15 protein-coding genes are annotated in these 15,875 nt (G+C 49.6%); 7 read left to right on the forward strand and 8 right to left on the reverse strand.

The features are described 5' to 3' along the window. Window positions 1-49: 49 nt before the first annotated feature. Window positions 50-751 carry an HAD family hydrolase gene (locus tag NLX82_RS09770; RefSeq protein ID WP_013309571.1) on the forward strand — a complete coding sequence of 234 codons (702 nt, stop codon included), beginning with the start codon at window positions 50-52 and terminating at the stop codon, window positions 749-751. Window positions 752-854: 103 nt separating this feature from the next. Here NLX82_RS09770 and NLX82_RS09775 read toward each other — a convergent pair whose 3' ends face one another. From NLX82_RS09775 to NLX82_RS09800, 6 genes are read right to left on the reverse strand one after another with little or no spacing between them, the layout of a single operon-like run. Next, window positions 855-2,069, reverse strand: coding sequence for a YheC/YheD family endospore coat-associated protein (locus NLX82_RS09775; RefSeq protein ID WP_254347918.1), 1,215 nt, complete (start codon window positions 2,067-2,069; stop codon window positions 855-857). Next, window positions 2,051-2,566 (reverse strand): GNAT family protein, encoded by a 516-nt coding sequence (locus tag NLX82_RS09780; RefSeq protein WP_023987899.1) that lies wholly within the window; start codon window positions 2,564-2,566, stop codon window positions 2,051-2,053. The genes NLX82_RS09775 and NLX82_RS09780 overlap by 19 nt, the downstream gene beginning before the upstream one ends. 16 nt (window positions 2,567-2,582) lie before the next feature. After that, the gene (locus NLX82_RS09785) at window positions 2,583-3,692 is read right to left on the reverse strand and encodes a YheC/YheD family endospore coat-associated protein (RefSeq protein WP_023987900.1); all 1,110 of its coding nucleotides are present in this window, start codon (window positions 3,690-3,692) and stop codon (window positions 2,583-2,585) included. After that, the gene (locus tag NLX82_RS09790) at window positions 3,689-5,059 is read right to left on the reverse strand and encodes a YheC/YheD family endospore coat-associated protein (protein WP_013309575.1); all 1,371 of its coding nucleotides are present in this window, start codon (window positions 5,057-5,059) and stop codon (window positions 3,689-3,691) included. The genes NLX82_RS09785 and NLX82_RS09790 overlap by 4 nt, the downstream gene beginning before the upstream one ends. 12 nt (window positions 5,060-5,071) lie before the next feature. After that, window positions 5,072-6,226 (reverse strand): YheC/YheD family endospore coat-associated protein, encoded by a 1,155-nt coding sequence (locus NLX82_RS09795; RefSeq protein ID WP_254347920.1) that lies wholly within the window; start codon window positions 6,224-6,226, stop codon window positions 5,072-5,074. Window positions 6,227-6,269: 43 nt separating this feature from the next. After that, window positions 6,270-7,640 (reverse strand): YheC/YheD family endospore coat-associated protein, encoded by a 1,371-nt coding sequence (locus NLX82_RS09800; protein WP_023987902.1) that lies wholly within the window; start codon window positions 7,638-7,640, stop codon window positions 6,270-6,272. A gap of 162 nt (window positions 7,641-7,802) precedes the next feature. Between NLX82_RS09800 and NLX82_RS09805 the strand changes: the two genes are divergently transcribed. The 3 genes from NLX82_RS09805 to NLX82_RS09815 all read left to right on the forward strand — a co-directional run bounded on the left by NLX82_RS09805 (window position 7,803) and on the right by NLX82_RS09815 (window position 10,036). After that, a complete protein-coding gene (locus tag NLX82_RS09805; protein WP_013309578.1) occupies window positions 7,803-8,147 on the forward strand; it encodes a YlbF/YmcA family competence regulator in 345 nt (114 codons plus the stop codon). Between the two features lie 72 nt (window positions 8,148-8,219). After that, window positions 8,220-8,504, forward strand: coding sequence for a hypothetical protein (locus NLX82_RS09810; protein WP_013309579.1), 285 nt, complete (start codon window positions 8,220-8,222; stop codon window positions 8,502-8,504). A gap of 197 nt (window positions 8,505-8,701) precedes the next feature. Beyond that, window positions 8,702-10,036: a DRTGG domain-containing protein gene (locus NLX82_RS09815; RefSeq protein ID WP_013309580.1), complete on the forward strand. Its 1,335-nt coding sequence runs from the start codon at window positions 8,702-8,704 to the stop codon at window positions 10,034-10,036. A gap of 44 nt (window positions 10,037-10,080) precedes the next feature. Here the strand turns inward: NLX82_RS09815 and NLX82_RS09820 are convergent, their stop codons facing one another. Continuing rightward, window positions 10,081-10,578 (reverse strand): sporulation membrane protein YtrI, encoded by a 498-nt coding sequence (locus tag NLX82_RS09820; protein WP_023987904.1) that lies wholly within the window; start codon window positions 10,576-10,578, stop codon window positions 10,081-10,083. A 12-nt stretch (window positions 10,579-10,590) separates the two neighbouring features. Beyond that, window positions 10,591-10,920, reverse strand: a complete 330-nt coding sequence (locus tag NLX82_RS09825; RefSeq protein ID WP_013309582.1) for a YtrH family sporulation protein — start codon at window positions 10,918-10,920, stop codon at window positions 10,591-10,593. Between the two features lie 137 nt (window positions 10,921-11,057). On the opposite strand from NLX82_RS09825, the gene NLX82_RS09830 reads away from it, so the two are divergent. From NLX82_RS09830 to NLX82_RS09840, 3 genes are all read left to right on the forward strand, one after another. Further along, window positions 11,058-14,735, forward strand: a complete 3,678-nt coding sequence (locus NLX82_RS09830; RefSeq protein WP_254347922.1) for a DNA polymerase III subunit alpha — start codon at window positions 11,058-11,060, stop codon at window positions 14,733-14,735. 167 nt (window positions 14,736-14,902) lie between these two features. Continuing rightward, a complete protein-coding gene (locus NLX82_RS09835; RefSeq protein WP_023987905.1) occupies window positions 14,903-15,400 on the forward strand; it encodes a phosphatidylglycerophosphatase A family protein in 498 nt (165 codons plus the stop codon). A gap of 153 nt (window positions 15,401-15,553) precedes the next feature. Continuing rightward, a complete protein-coding gene (locus tag NLX82_RS09840) occupies window positions 15,554-15,742 on the forward strand; it encodes a hypothetical protein (RefSeq protein WP_013309585.1) in 189 nt (62 codons plus the stop codon). Window positions 15,743-15,875 lie beyond the last annotated feature (133 nt).

Raw genomic sequence — 15,875 nt, forward strand, 5'->3', positions numbered from 1 at the left:
ATTGCTTATCATGAGAGGGGTTAGAGTTGTAAACCTACATAGGAAAGGAATGACTGATAACTACATGAACAATGCACCTGTGTTGAAGAAACCTGAGGCTATGGTATTTGATATGGACGGTACACTTTTTCAGACGGAGACGCTATTGCTTCCTGCGTACCACAAGCTGTTTGATACGCTGCGCGCCGAAGGGCTTTATGAAGGAGAGACTCCTCCCGAGGAGCTTATTTTGAATAGTTTGGGCATGCTGCTGGATGAAATCTGGAGAAGAGTGATGCCGGAAGCCAGCGAAGCGGCCCATAGAAGAGCGGACGAGCTGCTGCTTCAGCTGGAACTGGAAGGATTGAAGAACGGAAGTCATGCCCTGTATCCACATGTAAAAGAAACACTCCAGACCCTTCATGAGCAAGGTGTTCGATTGTTCGTAGCCAGTAACGGGCTGGAGGACTATGTAAAGGGGATCGCTGCTGCGTATGAAATGGTTCCCATTTTTGAAGGACTGTACAGTGCTGGGGAGTACAGCACGCTTTCCAAAGTGAATTTGCTGGAAATTCTGTTGAGCAAGCACGATATTTCGAACGTATGGATGGTAGGAGATCGTTCCTCAGATGTGGAAGCAGGCAAAAAGAACGGACAGACGGTGATCGGTTGCGCTTATGCTGGATTTGGTGTGAACGATGAGTTGAAGGGGTCCGATGCGATTATTACAGACTTTACGCAACTGCTTACACTTTATAAAAACGCCGAGTAACTGTGAAACACAGGTAATTGGTTATAAATAGGCTCGACGCACCATATAATTAAAACATGCTGGTACTGTCGGGCAGACGAAAAAAGAAAGGAAGGCAGCCACTTTACGTGGAGCCTTCCTTTGTCTTATTCTCTGTCTTATTCTCTGTCTTATTCTCTGTCTTATTTTCTGCTTTATCTTCTATTTTATCTTCTGCTTTGTAGTCCGTCTGAGGCTTAGGATTAATTTGTGTGTGGTAGACCCACAAAGCATATTCCATGGGCTTGGCGATGGAACGGCGATAGGTTTCTTTTTCACCAATACGTGAAAAGACCTCACGGGCTGGCTTCGGGTTGACTTCCAGCACGTATATATGACCGTCCTTATTAATTGCCAAATCGAGCGCAAGCTCGCACAATGCCCCGTAGCTTTCTTCCAGATATGCAGCGATGTCCAGTCCGAGTTTTTCCCCTTGCTTGATGATTTTCTCTCTATGGCTTTCATCACGAATCCATTGCGTCAGCAATTGGCTCATCGGTACCGCCTTGCCTCCACCATGCAGGTTGGAAGTGACACTCCGATGTGCCCCGATTCGCCCGGCGCATCCGGTTAGCTCCCATACTCCTTGGCTATTTTTCTGTACCAGCATACGGTAATCATGGACTCTGCCATTCGGCAACTGCACAGGAATGCCTTCCTGAACAATGTAGTTATCCATGTTCCAGCTGCTCAGACGCGGCTCCAGACGGTCTAGACGTACCCGCTGCTGGGGAATAATATGGCGTTTGCGATTGCGGCCCTCAATCAGATACAGGCCTCCTTGCTTGTTAACAGGTTCAATACGTAAAATGCCGCGGCCTCCCGTACCGTTAATCGGCTTGAGGTACACTAGTGAATTCTGTTTAAGCATCCGTTTTACACTATGAAATCCACTGAACAGCTCTGTTGCAGGCAAATGGGCGCGAAAGGCAGACCTCCTCGCAAGCTGCTGATGAATGACCCACTTGTTACTCAGCGGTCGGTTTAAATATACAAGGTCTGTGTATTGCAATCGGAACTGCTTCAACTGACGATATCGCTCACTGCGCTGTACCCGGCAACGGTCGAAAATCATATCTGGAAACTCTCGCCATTTTCGGGTCCATTTTCCGCTGTGTGGATCATAGATTTGGGCAAGGAGCAGCCTGCGATCCTTGTGGACATCTGCAGGAGTGAATACATACATATCCAGTCCCAGCCTTTTCCCTTCTGCAATCATGCGCTCATATATGTCGCGCTCCTCCAATTGCTTCTTGTTGTTCAAATACAAGGTCATGATGCCTAGGACAGGTTTTGACACAGCATTCCACCTTCCTCTGCCGTCTGCTTATCTTGGGATAACTCCCCGTGAAATATCAGCGTGGGTTTCCCGGTCGGTCCAGTCGTCATTTCGTGCGCAACAAGTCCAGCGCGGAAACAGGTTTTGAGACTGGACATATTGTCGGCGGCTACGCTGCACGTCAGACGGCGCAGCTGTTTGAGCTGGGCGGACAGCAGTCTAGCGCCCAGTCTGCGGCCCCGGTAAAGCGGACGAACAATTACGATGCAAGCATCCTTCCCGTAATTCAGAGCGAGGGAAAATCCCGCAATCCGCAGCCCCTTCTCCGTGCGCACATATGCGCACAGGAGGGAGGAGCCAGGGGTGTTCAATAGCTCGGGCGTTAAAACTGCCAACTGCCGCAGAGCATTACGAGTAATGCGCATGCCCCCTGAACTGCGGGCCAAAAACAGCAACTGTCGTCGTCTCAGTAGCCAGCTCCGGGCAGGCAAATGTTGAACATCGCTAATTTGCGGCATGATTCCACTTCCTTGATCATGATTTCAATCGTCCGGCCAAAAAGGAGCTGTACTGGAATATGCGTCTAAGCGACTTTTGGCGGATTTCCGGCTCGTCAAATTTCATCGGTTTGGCATTGGCCTCAAAAAACCAGAGTGTTCCGAGCGTATCCACGCCCAAATCCATGGACATTTCGCCGTGAGAAAGACCGGATGCGCGTTCAATTTGACGTGCAATCTGTATGGCCGTACTTTTAACTTTGCTCAGTAGATCCGTGCTGTCCTCAGGCCCAAACAGCGAGGACAGTAGCTTGAACGGGTCCTCTACACTCCCGCCACGCGGGACATGTGTGGTGATGCTCCCTTTACCCGCCAGTCTGGCACCGACCCCGGTTATACTCCAGGAGCCACGGATATTTTTTTGTACCAGGATACGCAGGTCGAAGGGTTTTTTCTGATAGGTTGCCAGATCGATACCCTGTTGAATGATATAAGGCGAGTTGCCTGCTTCCCGGCGGATACGTCCCCACAGCCGGGATAGCGATACAGATTTGTAGGTTACACTTTTTTTGTCATGCTGAATGGTCAGTCTGTAAGCCATGAGATGGTCTGGGTGGAATTTAAGAATCATAATCCCTTTTCCGGCCTTACCGTTTTCCGGCTTGAGATACAGGTATGGATACGCAGACAGCATTTTTCCTAATGAAGACAGGTTGCTTAACCGTTTGGTTGCCGGAACAAGCTGACGAGTGGTTTCCGAGGTACGCAACCACTTGAACAGTTCCCATTTGTTAAAAAAGCCTGGATTGTACAGTTCAATGCCTGAGGCATGTGAAATTTCATCCAACTTTGTGCGCACAGAGGTTTTAAGTTCATAATTACGGTTTGGGATGCGATTATAAATGACCTGTGGAGGTGGGAAATTCTGTTCCTCCCACGTCTGTAAGCTCTTGTTGAAGACATAGCCCTTAACCGTCTCATCTGCCAGTTTCAGGTCCCTGACGGTAACAATGTACACCTGATATCCCATCCGTGTTCCCGTTTCAAGAATATCCCTGAAATTGCGCTGATTGCCCTTGAAAAATTGCCCTTCGTCGTGCACTGTCAATACAGCAACGACTGGCTTATGCTCCGCCCGGGTATTCATAGTTCCTCTTTTCTGCGGAATTTACTGAGGTAAAGACAGTGGTCCAAAATATGCTCCACGGATGCTTTACCCTCTGCACGCAACGATGGATGCTGAAAAATGGATCGGCCTGGCTTGGAGTTGGCTTCAAACATCCATACCTTTTCATCCTGATCAATGCCCAGATCAAAGCCGATTTCACCCAGTAGATGCTGGTGGTGGTGTTCAATGGCTTCAGCGAGCGTAACTGCTACGTTCTTGGCACGTTGAAGCACTTCACCCGCCCGGTCTCCGAATACCCGGTTCAATGCCTGTTCAGGTGTCATAAGGGAGCCGCCATTTTTGATATGGGTTGTGACACTGCCACGTCCGGATTTTTTAGCTCCAATGCCGACAACGACCCACTGGTTATTTCCATTTTTATGCATGTGAAACCGGAAATCAATCGGGCAATTGTCAATCTCGATCAGCTGGATGCCCTGTTGAATGACATAACCCTTTAGCATCTGTCCCTGATTGGAGTGAAGCATCCTGAGCATGGAGTTAAAAGAGGTGAATTTTAGCAATACATTGCTATTTTTCTTACGGTACCTCACATAATATCCTTGCTTGGGAACATGGGACAGACGGTAGATTCCTTTACCGAGACTGCCTCCACTTGGCTTGTAATAAGCAAATTGATGTCGCTCCAGCATACTTCGGATACGTTCAGAGCTGGGATTCGTGTATGATTCAGGGACATAGCGGTTAACATCTGGGTTATTCTCCAGCAGATTATAGATATCGGACTTATTGAAAAAGCTCCAGTTAAAGAAGGGAATTCGTTTGCGGGAAAAGCGTTCGCGTAGTTGATTGATCGCCGGGGAAAAATCAGAGCGACGGCTCGGCAAACGATTATAGATCACGTCTGGCAAAGGTACAAGTTTACGTGTAAATTCCCCGCTGGATGACAGAAAATAGCCGTTAATCGTATCATTTTGCCAGTTGATATCCCGAGGGGTGAAGGCAAAAATATACGATTTTTTGCTACCTTCCTTCAGCAGTTGCTTAATAAAGCCTGTGCGTGATCCGAAAGGGCGAGTGGTGGAGGTGGTACCGTCAGACAGCACGCCAATCAACGGCCCTAGCTGTATATCACCATCCAGATTTCGCAAATAGATGGACCCGCTTTTGGGAACACGGATTGCGTTACGTAAGCCGGAGGTCAAGTATAGATGGCGTCCCGCCTTCTGAATTGGTTTTACTGTAGCGGGGATCTGATCCTTACCGAGCCGCAGACGAACGGACTTGGCTCCGGATAATTTAAGGCTTTTCAACAAGGCAGTGGATATATACGCCACCTTGTCGGGCTGCTGTGAGAAATGCACATTGCAATGCGTTAAACTCATCTGTTTATCCTCCTATACCGTATGTTCAAGGGAGGCGTCCGCGCCCTTTGGCCCTGTCGCTTTGGAATGGGTCATTAAATATCGAGCATATTCGAGCGGGCGGTTGACCGACTGGAAAGCGCACTCTGGCTGACGGGTCTGAAAAAAGGAGGCCCGCCCAGGTCGGGAATTAACCTCCAATAGCCAGATGTTCCCGATCCGGTCAATACCGTAATCAATTCCCAACTCGCCAAGGCGGCCATAACGTTCCTCCAGCGCCCTGGTAATGGTCAAGGACAGCGTCATCATCTGCCTGATGATGAGACGCGTGGTGTCCGCGCCAAATTGTTCACGAAGGTAAGGCTCAGCAGGATGGGCTTCGCCTCCACCGTGCAGATTAGAAGTCAGGGTTCCTTTTCTGCCTTCTCTTACGGCAAAGCCCGTCAGGCACCAATAGCCGTTGCCATCCTTTTGCATGAGTGCGCGAACATCAAAGGGATGATTGCTTTGGCTTGTTAATTTCAAATAAGGCTGCACGATATAAGCGCGTTTGTGTGCAATTCCGTGGATCCATGACAATCCTGCATCCAATTCGGAAAACGAGCGCCGGAACGGGCGGTTACGGGAGTCTCTACCCTGTACAAGTAGTCCCTGACCTCCTTCTGCCAGCCGGAGATACAGTGTGCTCTTGCCATGTGTTCCGGTCTGTGGCTTCATAAACAGCTCCGAATGGCGTCGTAGCCATTCCACAAGCTGAGTCGTGTCCCGGTAAGGCGCCGTAGGCGGCACAAAGGGACGCACTTTATCTACCGCATGCAAAGCGCGATACACCTGCCATTTGCCAGGTAAGTTACGCGACCAGTAGATGAGCTTGCGCGATTTTTGCTCCGCCATGTCTTCCAGTGTGCGCCTGACATTCTGGCTCTCGTGGATATGGAGACAGCGGTTATACACAATGTCCGGCAACGGAAATCGACCGGATGTCCATACTCCGTTACGATAAACATAACCTCGTATGGAGTGATCTTCAGGTGAGACTCCTTCGGCGGTAAACGCCATTACGCTAAGACCAGAGCGTCTGCCCAACAGACTTAGCCTGCAGCAAAAATCGGCTTCGGTAATAGGGGGAGTGACGGCCTGATTCCGGCTAACAAGCACGCCCAGCGTACCTGGCACAATAAGAGACACCGACAACAGCTCCTTTGGCAGCCAGACTCTGGAAGAGATGAATTCATTTGAAGCCGGCTGAATAACAGCAGTATTCAATCATTTTTTTAACGGACGGGCGAGTTTTCTGATCATTTAACGGCGTGTTGTCATTCTTTGATGGCTTCGAATTGACCTCCAGCAACCAGATGCGCCCTGTGCTATCTATTGCCAGATCAATACCAAATTCCGCGAAATGGGCGGGAATTTCTTTTTCCACTCCGCTTGCGATATCCAGTGCTGCTGTTTTCAGAGAGGTATGCCCATTCGATTTAACGGTTGCGGGCAGCGTGGTTTTGGCAAGTGCTTCCTTGACTGTGCTCAGCGTGCCGCCTCTTGCCAGATTGGACACAAAGTGGCTTCCTCCAGCGATCCGGGCGACAATGGATGTTACGGTCCAGGTTCCGGACGAATTTTTCTGTACAAGCGCACGAAAGTCGACCGGACGCTTACCGTGATCAATCAAGGTAAGTCCCTGTTGGAGTTGAAAGCGTGTTGTTTTCATTTTTCCCGCTAAGCTTTTGTACAGCTTATCTACGTTGGCATACGTTTGCTTGCGGGGCGTGCCCGCTGTTGTGGATAACACCGAAAAGGTGCCATCGGTTTGCTTGTTAATGCGCATTATGCCTTTACCTAAGCTTCCGCGCACTGGCTTGAGAAAAACAGCGGGATACTGGTTGCACATTTTTTTGAAAACAGCAAAGGTTTGCAGCAAGTGGGACTCGGGTAAATACTTGCGCAGGGAAGAATTTGATTTAAGCGCATCAAATACTTCATTCTTATCCAGAAACTTTTCGTTAAAAATGGTCGTGCCGTACTGCGATTTTACTTCTTTCATGAAATGCTGTACGCTAGTTCTGTTCTCGAGTTTACGGGAGGTAAGACGATTATTGACGACATCGCCTGCGGGCATGACCGTCTTTTTCCAGCCTCCGTCATACACCCATCCCTGAACTCGCCCGGGCTGACTTCCGATATGCTCCGGGGTGAAAAAATACACATATGCTCCTTGTCTGCGGCATTCCCCGACTAGTTCACGGCAGAACAGGGTGATCGACCCGAAAGGCTTGTCGGGCTGTTCGGGATAGTCCCGACTGACCAGCACGCTAATAAGTGGGCCCACTCGAAGTGTCCGGCGACCTCGGCTGTAGGTTACTCGCAGATCACAATTGGCATGAAGCCCCATTTTTCGGGCTAGCACGCTTCCCACACGTAGGCCGCTGTAGCGGGGCACCGATATGACGGTAACCTCTTGGCGGAACGAACCGAAGGCGAGCTGAACGGGGTGGCCAGCGGATATTTTCCATTTGCGAAGCAGGGACTCGCCGACCATGAGTACGTCATCCTGCAAGATGCCCGATCCGATGATTTGAATCGTTGTTTTTTTGATGGACATCGTGGATCTCCTTCCGGGCAGCAACTTGATGTCTTGAAAGTAACGGGAAACGTGAATGGGCTGTAATAGCACTGATTCATCATATGAGGACATATATCCCTTGGTGATTGACGGACAATGTGAAATGTTGACACTAAACTTGTATTGGAGGAATAAACAATCATGAACATCTATGACAAAGCCCATGATTTAGCGAAAGCATTGAAGGAAAGCAAAGAGGTAGAGGAAATTACGTCAGCGATGAAGCTGATCGAAACCGATCCAGAAGCCAAGAAAATGCTCGACGATTTCCGTGAACGCCAAATGGAAGTACAGCAACGGATGATGAGCGGCGATATGCCAGCACAGGAAGAGATGGAAAAGATGGAGAAGCTGTTTGAGGTACTTAGCTTGAACCTCAACATCCGACGCCTGTTCGACGCTGAACGCCGCTTGAGCGTGATTATTGAGGATGTTAACAAAATTATTGCAGACAGTCTTCAAGATTTGTACGGTTCATCTCTGTAAGTTTGTCTCATATTCCTTCCTGTCCTCTCATAGACTAGATACATAGAGTCACAGGGAGAGGAAGGGATACGATTGGGTTCTTTTAAAAAATGGAAACACGGTTTGTACACACTGATTGCGCTGGCTATGGTCTTGGTTGCGTTACCACGCATCTCGCTTGCAGGCGGTTTGAACTGGGTCAACGGCTTTGGGATAGTATGGGTACTTTTTGCGCTGCTAGTCATCGGGGCGAACATGCATTTTTTGCTGGGTGTGGATGAGGAAAAGCGCAAAACGCTGGAGCGTGTGCGGCGGGCCAAAATGCAGCAGTGGCAGATGAAATGGGATAAAAAAGCTGACAAAGGTAGCATGCAGTGAGTTTTTTTTAGCTTGTCCTGGGATTGCCCCCAGATACAAATCAATCATAGTAAGAAGCGGTCCTTGTAATAGAGGGGATCGCTTTTTTGCTATTTCCGAAGCAGAAAACTCAAAATGAACAAAGGTCTAAAATAAAGGTATTTTGTGCTATAATAGATACAGAATGATACAGATTGAACGTTGGGGGTGTAACAGAGTTGGACGGGCTAGATGAAACAGTTACGAAGCATGAGCAACTATTGCGACATATCGAGCAGTTGAAAATAGGCTCCAAAATTTCTGTGCGCAGGTTGGCTAAAGAAATGAGCGTCAGCGAAGGAACGGCCTATCGGGCCGTGAAGGAAGCCGAGAACCTGGGAATTGTCATTACCAAGGAACGGATCGGAACAGTACGAGTAGAGAAGCGTCCGCGCGGCTTGTCCGAGCAGCTGACCTTTGCAGATGTCGTGAATATTGTAGAGGGACATGTGCTGGGCGGAAGTGAGGGGCTGGAGAAGCCCTTGCACAAGTATGTTATTGGGGCGATGCGCGAGGAAGCTATGGCCCGTTATATTGACGCTGGCAGTTTGCTGATCGTTGGTAACCGTGAGGATGCGCATTCACTTGCATTGGAGCAGGGGGCAGGTGTGCTGATTACAGGGGGATTCGGTACGAGCCGAGAGGTTAAGCAGCTCGCAGACAAGATCAGTCTGCCGATTATTTCCTCACGCCATGATACTTTTACAGTGGCATCTATGATTAATAGAGCCATATTTGACCGCTTGATCAAAAAGAAAATTATGCTGATTGAAGACATTGCGGCAGGCAAACCGAAAACGTTGACCTTGAAAATCAACAGCACGCTTACCGAGTTTGAAGAACTTTCGGTGACGACTGGACATCATCATTTTGCAATAGTGGATGAGTGGAATCGTTTAATTGGTATCGTCAGCCGCAAAGATGTGGAGGGGCTTCAACCTGAGCATACGATGGATAAATGTCTGATCCGCAATCCGATAACGGTCACTTACCAGACCTCGCTGGCTTCAGCCGCGCAAATGATGGCGTGGGAAGGTGTGGATTACTTGCCGGTCGTGGACCGCAACCGCAAGCTGCTCGGGTCCGTTACACGGCGTGAGGTGCTGGAGGCGCTGCGTAACGCCCAAAAGCAGCCACAACTTGGCGAGACGTTCGACCAGTTGATCTGGAACGGGTTTGCTGAAGAGCGTAATGAGGATGGATCGTTATTTTTCCGCGGTTTTATCATTCCGCAAATGGCGACCAATTTAGGTACGATCTCGGAAGGCGTATTGGTCAACGTGATGACACAAGCGGGCTACCGGGCAGCTAGAGACATGACCGGCAAGGATTATGTGCTGGACAATTTAACGACTTATTTTATTAGACCCGTACAGATAGAGGATGCTGTCGTTCTTCGTCCGTTGTTGCTTGAGATGAGTCGCCGTACCTGCAAGCTAGAAATTGCAATTTCACGGGAAAATCATTTGGTATGCAAAGCAGTGATGACGCTTCAATCCATTGAACATGGTTAGTCAACCAATGGATTGGAGCAAGGTGTGAAGGCGAATAGATCGACTTAGTGGCTTTCAGGCAGTCTTTCTTTTGCTTCCAGCCAAATTTGCAGCACACCTTCCATTACAAGCATCGTTTTGACCTGGATCGTATACTCCTTGTCACGAACGGTGTATTTTTTTTGATGCAGCAACATACGTACCAGCTTGCTGTCAGAGTCAATCTCAAACATATCTCTGCCACGCAGCACCTCCAGATCACGACTGACACGGCGCAGAAGTTCCTTTAGGTTGATAGAATCAATTTTTTCGGCCGAAGCTTCCTCCGGAATCAGCTTGATCTCTTTGACAACGGTTTGGCGCTTGCTGTATTTGCGCAATGTTTTGTTGTCCTCCTCGGCTTGCTGGAGCTGGAATTGAAGATCCTGGTTGTTCGTCCATAGCTGATTGAAGCTGGCATGCCAGATGGCATTGTAGATCATTCCTCCCGTAATCATACCGAGTACAAAGACGGAGGATAATTGCATAAAAGGGCGCAGGCGCTCAAAAGGGGGGACTCTCATAGTCGTTTCACCTCACGGCCGTCCGTTGCCGCATACCCACTTGACCAGCTCTGCACCCATATGAGCGCCTAAAAAGGCGAAAATCAAATACAATATCTGCTTAATGGCAGGTGACAAATTACCATCCAACATATTGCTTTCAATAACCCGGATCGGGTCCATCGTCCCCCCCACAGCGGCGGCAAGCGCCCATATTTTAATTCTTCCAGCAACCTCCAGCATGGTCTGGGTAGGCGGCTGAAGCGATACCACAGCTCCCATTCCGCCGAGCATGGCTCCCCCGAGCACGATGCCGAAGGCAATGAAGAAGTCGAGAATCGCTTTGGATATAAAAGTGCTCATGCTCTTTTCCTCCTTAGGTATACGAATCAGGACGGCGCTTGTCCGCCGAGGTCTGTACTTTTATTCTATGGGCGCTACTAACGCGGATATGATAAAATAGTTTGAAGAAAATCAAGCGGTGAAAGGAAGAGAAGCGCATGAGTTCATTTGTGCATTTGCATGTTCATAGCGAGTACAGCCTGCTGGACGGCGCGGCTCGTACCGCGGAGTTGGTCAAACAGGCATCAGCTTACGGAATGAAGGCGCTGGCCCTTACAGATCACGGGGTCATGTACGGTGCCATTCCTTTTTATAGAGCGTGTGTAGAGAACGGCATTAAGCCGATTATCGGGTGTGAGGCCTATATGACGGCAGGATCGCGCAAGGAGCGTGGCAGCCGGAAGGATCAGCCCATATATCATTTAATTTTGCTCGCCAAAAATAAAACAGGCTATCAAAATCTGATGAAGCTGTGCTCCATCGGCCATTTGGAGGGCTTTCACTACAAGCCGCGCATCGACATGGAGGCTTTGGCTGCCCATCATGAAGGCATCATATGCCTGAGCGCTTGTTTGGGCGGTGAAGTGCCGCAGCATTTACTGCATGGTCGGGAAGCTGAAGCACGACGAGCAGCGGAGCGATATCGTAACATTTTTGGCGATGATTTTTATCTGGAACTCCAGGATCATGGTCTATCGGAGCAAAAACGCGTAAATCCTCTCTTGATCGCACTGGCGAAGGAACTGGATATTCCACTGGTGGCGACGAATGACGTGCATTACTTGACTGAGCCAGATGCAGACGTGCAGGACGTTCTGATCTGTATCGGGACAGGGAAGACAGTTGACGATGAGGAGCGCTTGCGTATACCAACACGTCAGTTGTATCTGAAAAGTCAGGAGGATATGGCTCGTTTATTCCCGCATGTGGCAGAAGCCATCGCCAACACGGTGCGTATTGCTGAAAAATGCGAACTGGAGCTGGAATTCGGTCAATCCATTTTGCCTGAATATCGTCCGCTGCCGGAAGGAATGACCTCTTCTTCCTATTTACGCAATCTGTGTGTGCAAGGGCTGGAGCGTCGCTATGGAAGCGATCCCGGATGGGAGCAGCCGGAAGAACGGGAAAGGCTGAACCAACGGCTAAACTATGAGTTAAATACCATTGACAGTATGGGTTTCAGCGATTATTTCCTGATTGTATGGGATTTTATTGCCTTCGCTCATAAGCATAAGATAGCAACGGGACCGGGGCGGGGTTCCTCAGCAGGCAGTTTGGTTGCCTATGTGCTTAACATCACGAATGTCGATCCGATGAAATACAACCTGCTCTTTGAACGGTTTCTGAATCCCGAACGAATTAGTATGCCGGATATAGATATTGATTTTAGTGATGAACGGCGTGACGAGGTTATCGACTATGTAGTACAAAAGTACGGAAATGAGCATGTAGCGCAAATTATTACCTTTGGAACGCTGGCGGCAAGAGCCGCTGTCCGTGACGTCGGTCGTGTATTGAACGTGCCATATGGCGAGGTGGACAAGGCAGCCAAGCTGATTCCGGCGCAGCTAGGCATTAATATCCGTCATGCGTTGGAAATTACCCCGGAGCTGAAAACGCTATATGAAACGAAGCCCAAGACACGTGAACTGCTGGATATGGCGATCAAGGTTGAAGGAATGCCTCGTCATGCTTCGACACATGCAGCAGGTGTTGTCATTTCGCGGACTCCATTGACCGATGCGGTTCCGCTTCAAGAGGGGAGTGAAGGGGTACCATTGACGCAGTACTCGATGGAAAATCTAGAGCGCATTGGTTTGCTTAAAATGGATTTCCTTGGGCTGCGTACACTCTCCATTATTGAACGGTGCATACACTGGATTGCGGAAGACCATGGAGAAACGCCTGATTTTATCCGTATTCCCGATAATGATCCACATACCTATGACTTGCTGGGCAAAGGAGATACAGGAGGCGTATTCCAGCTGGAGTCGGCCGGTGTACGCCGGGTACTCAAGGATTTGAAGCCGAGTGTATTCGAGGATATCATTTCTGTCCTGGCTTTGTATCGTCCGGGCCCGATGGGATTTATTCCTAACTTTATACAGGCCAAACATGGTCAGATTGAGATTTCTTATCCGCATCCTGACCTGGAACCGATCTTAAAGGACACGTACGGTATTATTGTGTATCAGGAGCAAATCATGCAGATTGCTTCGCGCATGGCGGGTTTTTCCCTGGGAGAAGCCGATCTGTTGCGCCGGGCTGTGTCCAAGAAAAAGCGCGAAGTGCTGGATCTGGAGCGCGGGCATTTTGTCGAAGGCAGTATCAAGCAGGGATACACGGAGGAGGAGGCCGGAAGGGTTTACGATATGATTGTCCGTTTTGCTGACTACGGCTTCCCGCGTGCCCATGCAGCTGCTTATGGTGTGCTAGCATTTCAGACGGCTTATTTAAAGGCCCATTATCCGGTACAATTTATGGCTTCAATGCTGACAGCGGTGATGGGAAGTCATCGAAAAGTGGCTGAATATGTTGTCGAATGCCGTCGTATGGATATCGCAGTGTTGCCACCTGATGTGAATGAGAGCGGGGTGCTGTTTACTCCGTTACAGCAGGGAGGCATCCGCTTCGGCCTGGCTGCGATTAAAAATGTCGGCACACAGGCGATGGAGAGCATTCTCGCTGTTCGCAAGGAACGGCCTTTCGACAGCCTGCTCGATTTTTGTCGACGTGTCGATTTGCGGGTATGTAATAAGAGAGTAATTGAATCGCTTATTCAGGCAGGGGCCTTTGATTCGTTGACGGGTCATCGGGCACAGTTGCTTGCCATGCTGGATGAAACGGTGGATGCAGCCGTCAAATGGCGCAAGGAACGGGATGACTTGCAAATTGATATGTTTGGTTTTGTGGAAATGCCCAATTGGGATATCGAATATCCCAATGTACCCCAATTTAGTGCCAGCCAGCAATTAGAGCTGGAACGTGAACTGCTGGGACTGTATTTATCGGGGCATCCGTTGGATGATTTTGAGTCGCTGTTGGAAAGCAGCGAGGCGGATCGTTTGATGGAGCTGGGCGATGTCCCCGATGAAACGGTTGTTGTGACTGCAGGCATGGTAGTGTCACTCAAAACGATTACGACCAAGCAGGGTAAGGCTATGGCCTTTATTGAGCTGGAGGATCAGATTGAGCGCTGTGAGGTTGTGCTGTTTCCTGAGGTATGGAAGCGAAGCCAGCAGTGGATTGAAAAGGGAGCTTTGCTTACGCTTCGAGCCAAGATGCAGCAGCAGGACGAGCACTTCAAGCTCCTTGCGGATGAGACCGCCCCGCTGGCGGAAGACTCGCTGGCACGGCTCCTCCAGCGCCGACGTGCCAGTACGCGCTCGTCCGCCACAGCTGGAGCATCCGTACCAGCTGCTGGTTCTGCTGCTGGCGGCCCAGGCGGGAGAGCGCCGCGTGTGTCACCCTCGCCTTCGGCAGCCACTGCATCTGCTTCGCCTCAGCCGAAGGCGGCCCGTCCCGTGACGGCTGCTTCACCGCGCGGAGCCGAAGCGGATCGCGGTGAACAGGTGCCGGTCCCGCGCAGCGTGGAGCCGACCACTCGTCAGCGGGTGTTTGTCAAAATCACTCGCCATGCCGAGGAGGACGCCAGCTTGCTGGTCAGTCTCAAGGCACTGCTACAGGAGCATTCCGGTGCTATGCCTACCGTGCTTTTTTATGAGAGCAACCAGCGTCTGCTTGCGTTGAGCGATGCTTACAACATTAAGCCTTCTCCTCAGCTTTTTGATCAAATGGAGTCGATGTTGGGTGAAGGCACGGTGAAAGTCAAATGATAGGCACACAGCAAAGCGCCCTTATTGTAACGGTTTAATGAACATTTTCCTTCCCTCCCGCATACACTTGGAAAACTGGCGGAACAGGAGATTCAACACGTACCCTGCACCATAAGGTCCCGTACGGTGAAAGAATAGAACTGCACGGTGAAAGCGGGAGGGAAATTATGTCCTATGAATATGCAGAAACTTTGTTAAATCGCAGAGGCATTCGGATCGAGTCCATTGCGGACATTGTTTTTCAGCTTCAGCTAAAATATTATCCTCATTTGACGATGGAAGAATGTATAGACAGTGTCAAAGCGGTTTTGCAAAAGCGCGAGGTTCAATATACGTTGCTCACAGGTATTGCGCTTGATGAACTGGCCGAAAAAAAACTTCTCCCCCAGCCATTGCAAGCCATTATGGAGGCTGACGAACCGCTGTACGGAGTGGACGAGACACTGGCTCTTGGAATTACGAGTGTGTACGGTATGATAGGCTTAACCAGTTTTGGTTATCTGGATAAGGAAAAGACGGGGATTATTGAACAGCTGAACCAAAAAGGCAGTGGTATTCATGTGTTTTTAGACGATCTTGTCGCCGGACTGGCTGCCGCTGCTTCTTCGCGCATTGCACATCGGAGCCTCCATGCTAAGCATTATCCTGCATCATTGGACGCTTAATTGACCTGTGTGGACAGAGTTGATGATTTTCTAGGCCCTCCGACGGAACTTGAATGATCAGGAGGGCTTTTGTTGCGGGAAAAAAGTAAGGTATGTTATCATGAGTCTATTATATGGGCTCAAAACTTGAGGCTTAGGGGGTAGAAACAAGGCATGTGGACGGTGATTTATATTGCACCGACGGCCAGACTGGCTGACATGATTAAGCTCAAACTGTCTGAAGAAGGTTTTATGGTGCAGGCCCGGGCCATCAGCGCATCCAAGCAACAGTTTGAGATACTTGTGCCTTCGGGTGAAGTCGAAGAAATACAGGAAGTGCTTAATTCGATTTTGCGCCCTTGAGTCCGGAACGGCGGAAGTGATACAGCAGCATGAGTGGAACAAAGGATGCACGATCGGCGGTAATGTTTTAGTAACAGGCGTTGACGTGTGTATGAACATAATGCTTAGAGGTGCCGCATAGACGGCAGAGGAC

The sequence above is a fragment of the Paenibacillus sp. A3M_27_13 genome (assembly GCF_024213315.1).
GTDB classification, from domain to species: domain Bacteria; phylum Bacillota; class Bacilli; order Paenibacillales; family Paenibacillaceae; genus Paenibacillus; species Paenibacillus polymyxa_B.

Bases quoted from the DNA above. Each gene is read 5' to 3' on its own strand.
- NLX82_RS09770 (WP_013309571.1), top strand. From the start codon at position 50: ATGACTGATAACTACATGAACAATGCACCTGTGTTGAAGAAACCTGAG.
- NLX82_RS09780 (WP_023987899.1), bottom strand. From the start codon at position 2,566: ATGCCGCAAATTAGCGATGTTCAACATTTGCCTGCCCGGAGCTGGCTA.
- NLX82_RS09785 (WP_023987900.1), bottom strand. From the start codon at position 3,692: ATGAATACCCGGGCGGAGCATAAGCCAGTCGTTGCTGTATTGACAGTG.
- NLX82_RS09790 (WP_013309575.1), bottom strand. From the start codon at position 5,059: ATGAGTTTAACGCATTGCAATGTGCATTTCTCACAGCAGCCCGACAAG.
- NLX82_RS09800 (WP_023987902.1), bottom strand. From the start codon at position 7,640: ATGTCCATCAAAAAAACAACGATTCAAATCATCGGATCGGGCATCTTG.
- NLX82_RS09805 (WP_013309578.1), top strand. From the start codon at position 7,803: ATGAACATCTATGACAAAGCCCATGATTTAGCGAAAGCATTGAAGGAA.
- NLX82_RS09820 (WP_023987904.1), bottom strand. From the start codon at position 10,578: ATGAGAGTCCCCCCTTTTGAGCGCCTGCGCCCTTTTATGCAATTATCC.
- NLX82_RS09825 (WP_013309582.1), bottom strand. From the start codon at position 10,920: ATGAGCACTTTTATATCCAAAGCGATTCTCGACTTCTTCATTGCCTTC.
- NLX82_RS09830 (WP_254347922.1), top strand. From the start codon at position 11,058: ATGAGTTCATTTGTGCATTTGCATGTTCATAGCGAGTACAGCCTGCTG.
- NLX82_RS09835 (WP_023987905.1), top strand. From the start codon at position 14,903: ATGTCCTATGAATATGCAGAAACTTTGTTAAATCGCAGAGGCATTCGG.
- NLX82_RS09840 (WP_013309585.1), top strand. From the start codon at position 15,554: ATGTGGACGGTGATTTATATTGCACCGACGGCCAGACTGGCTGACATG.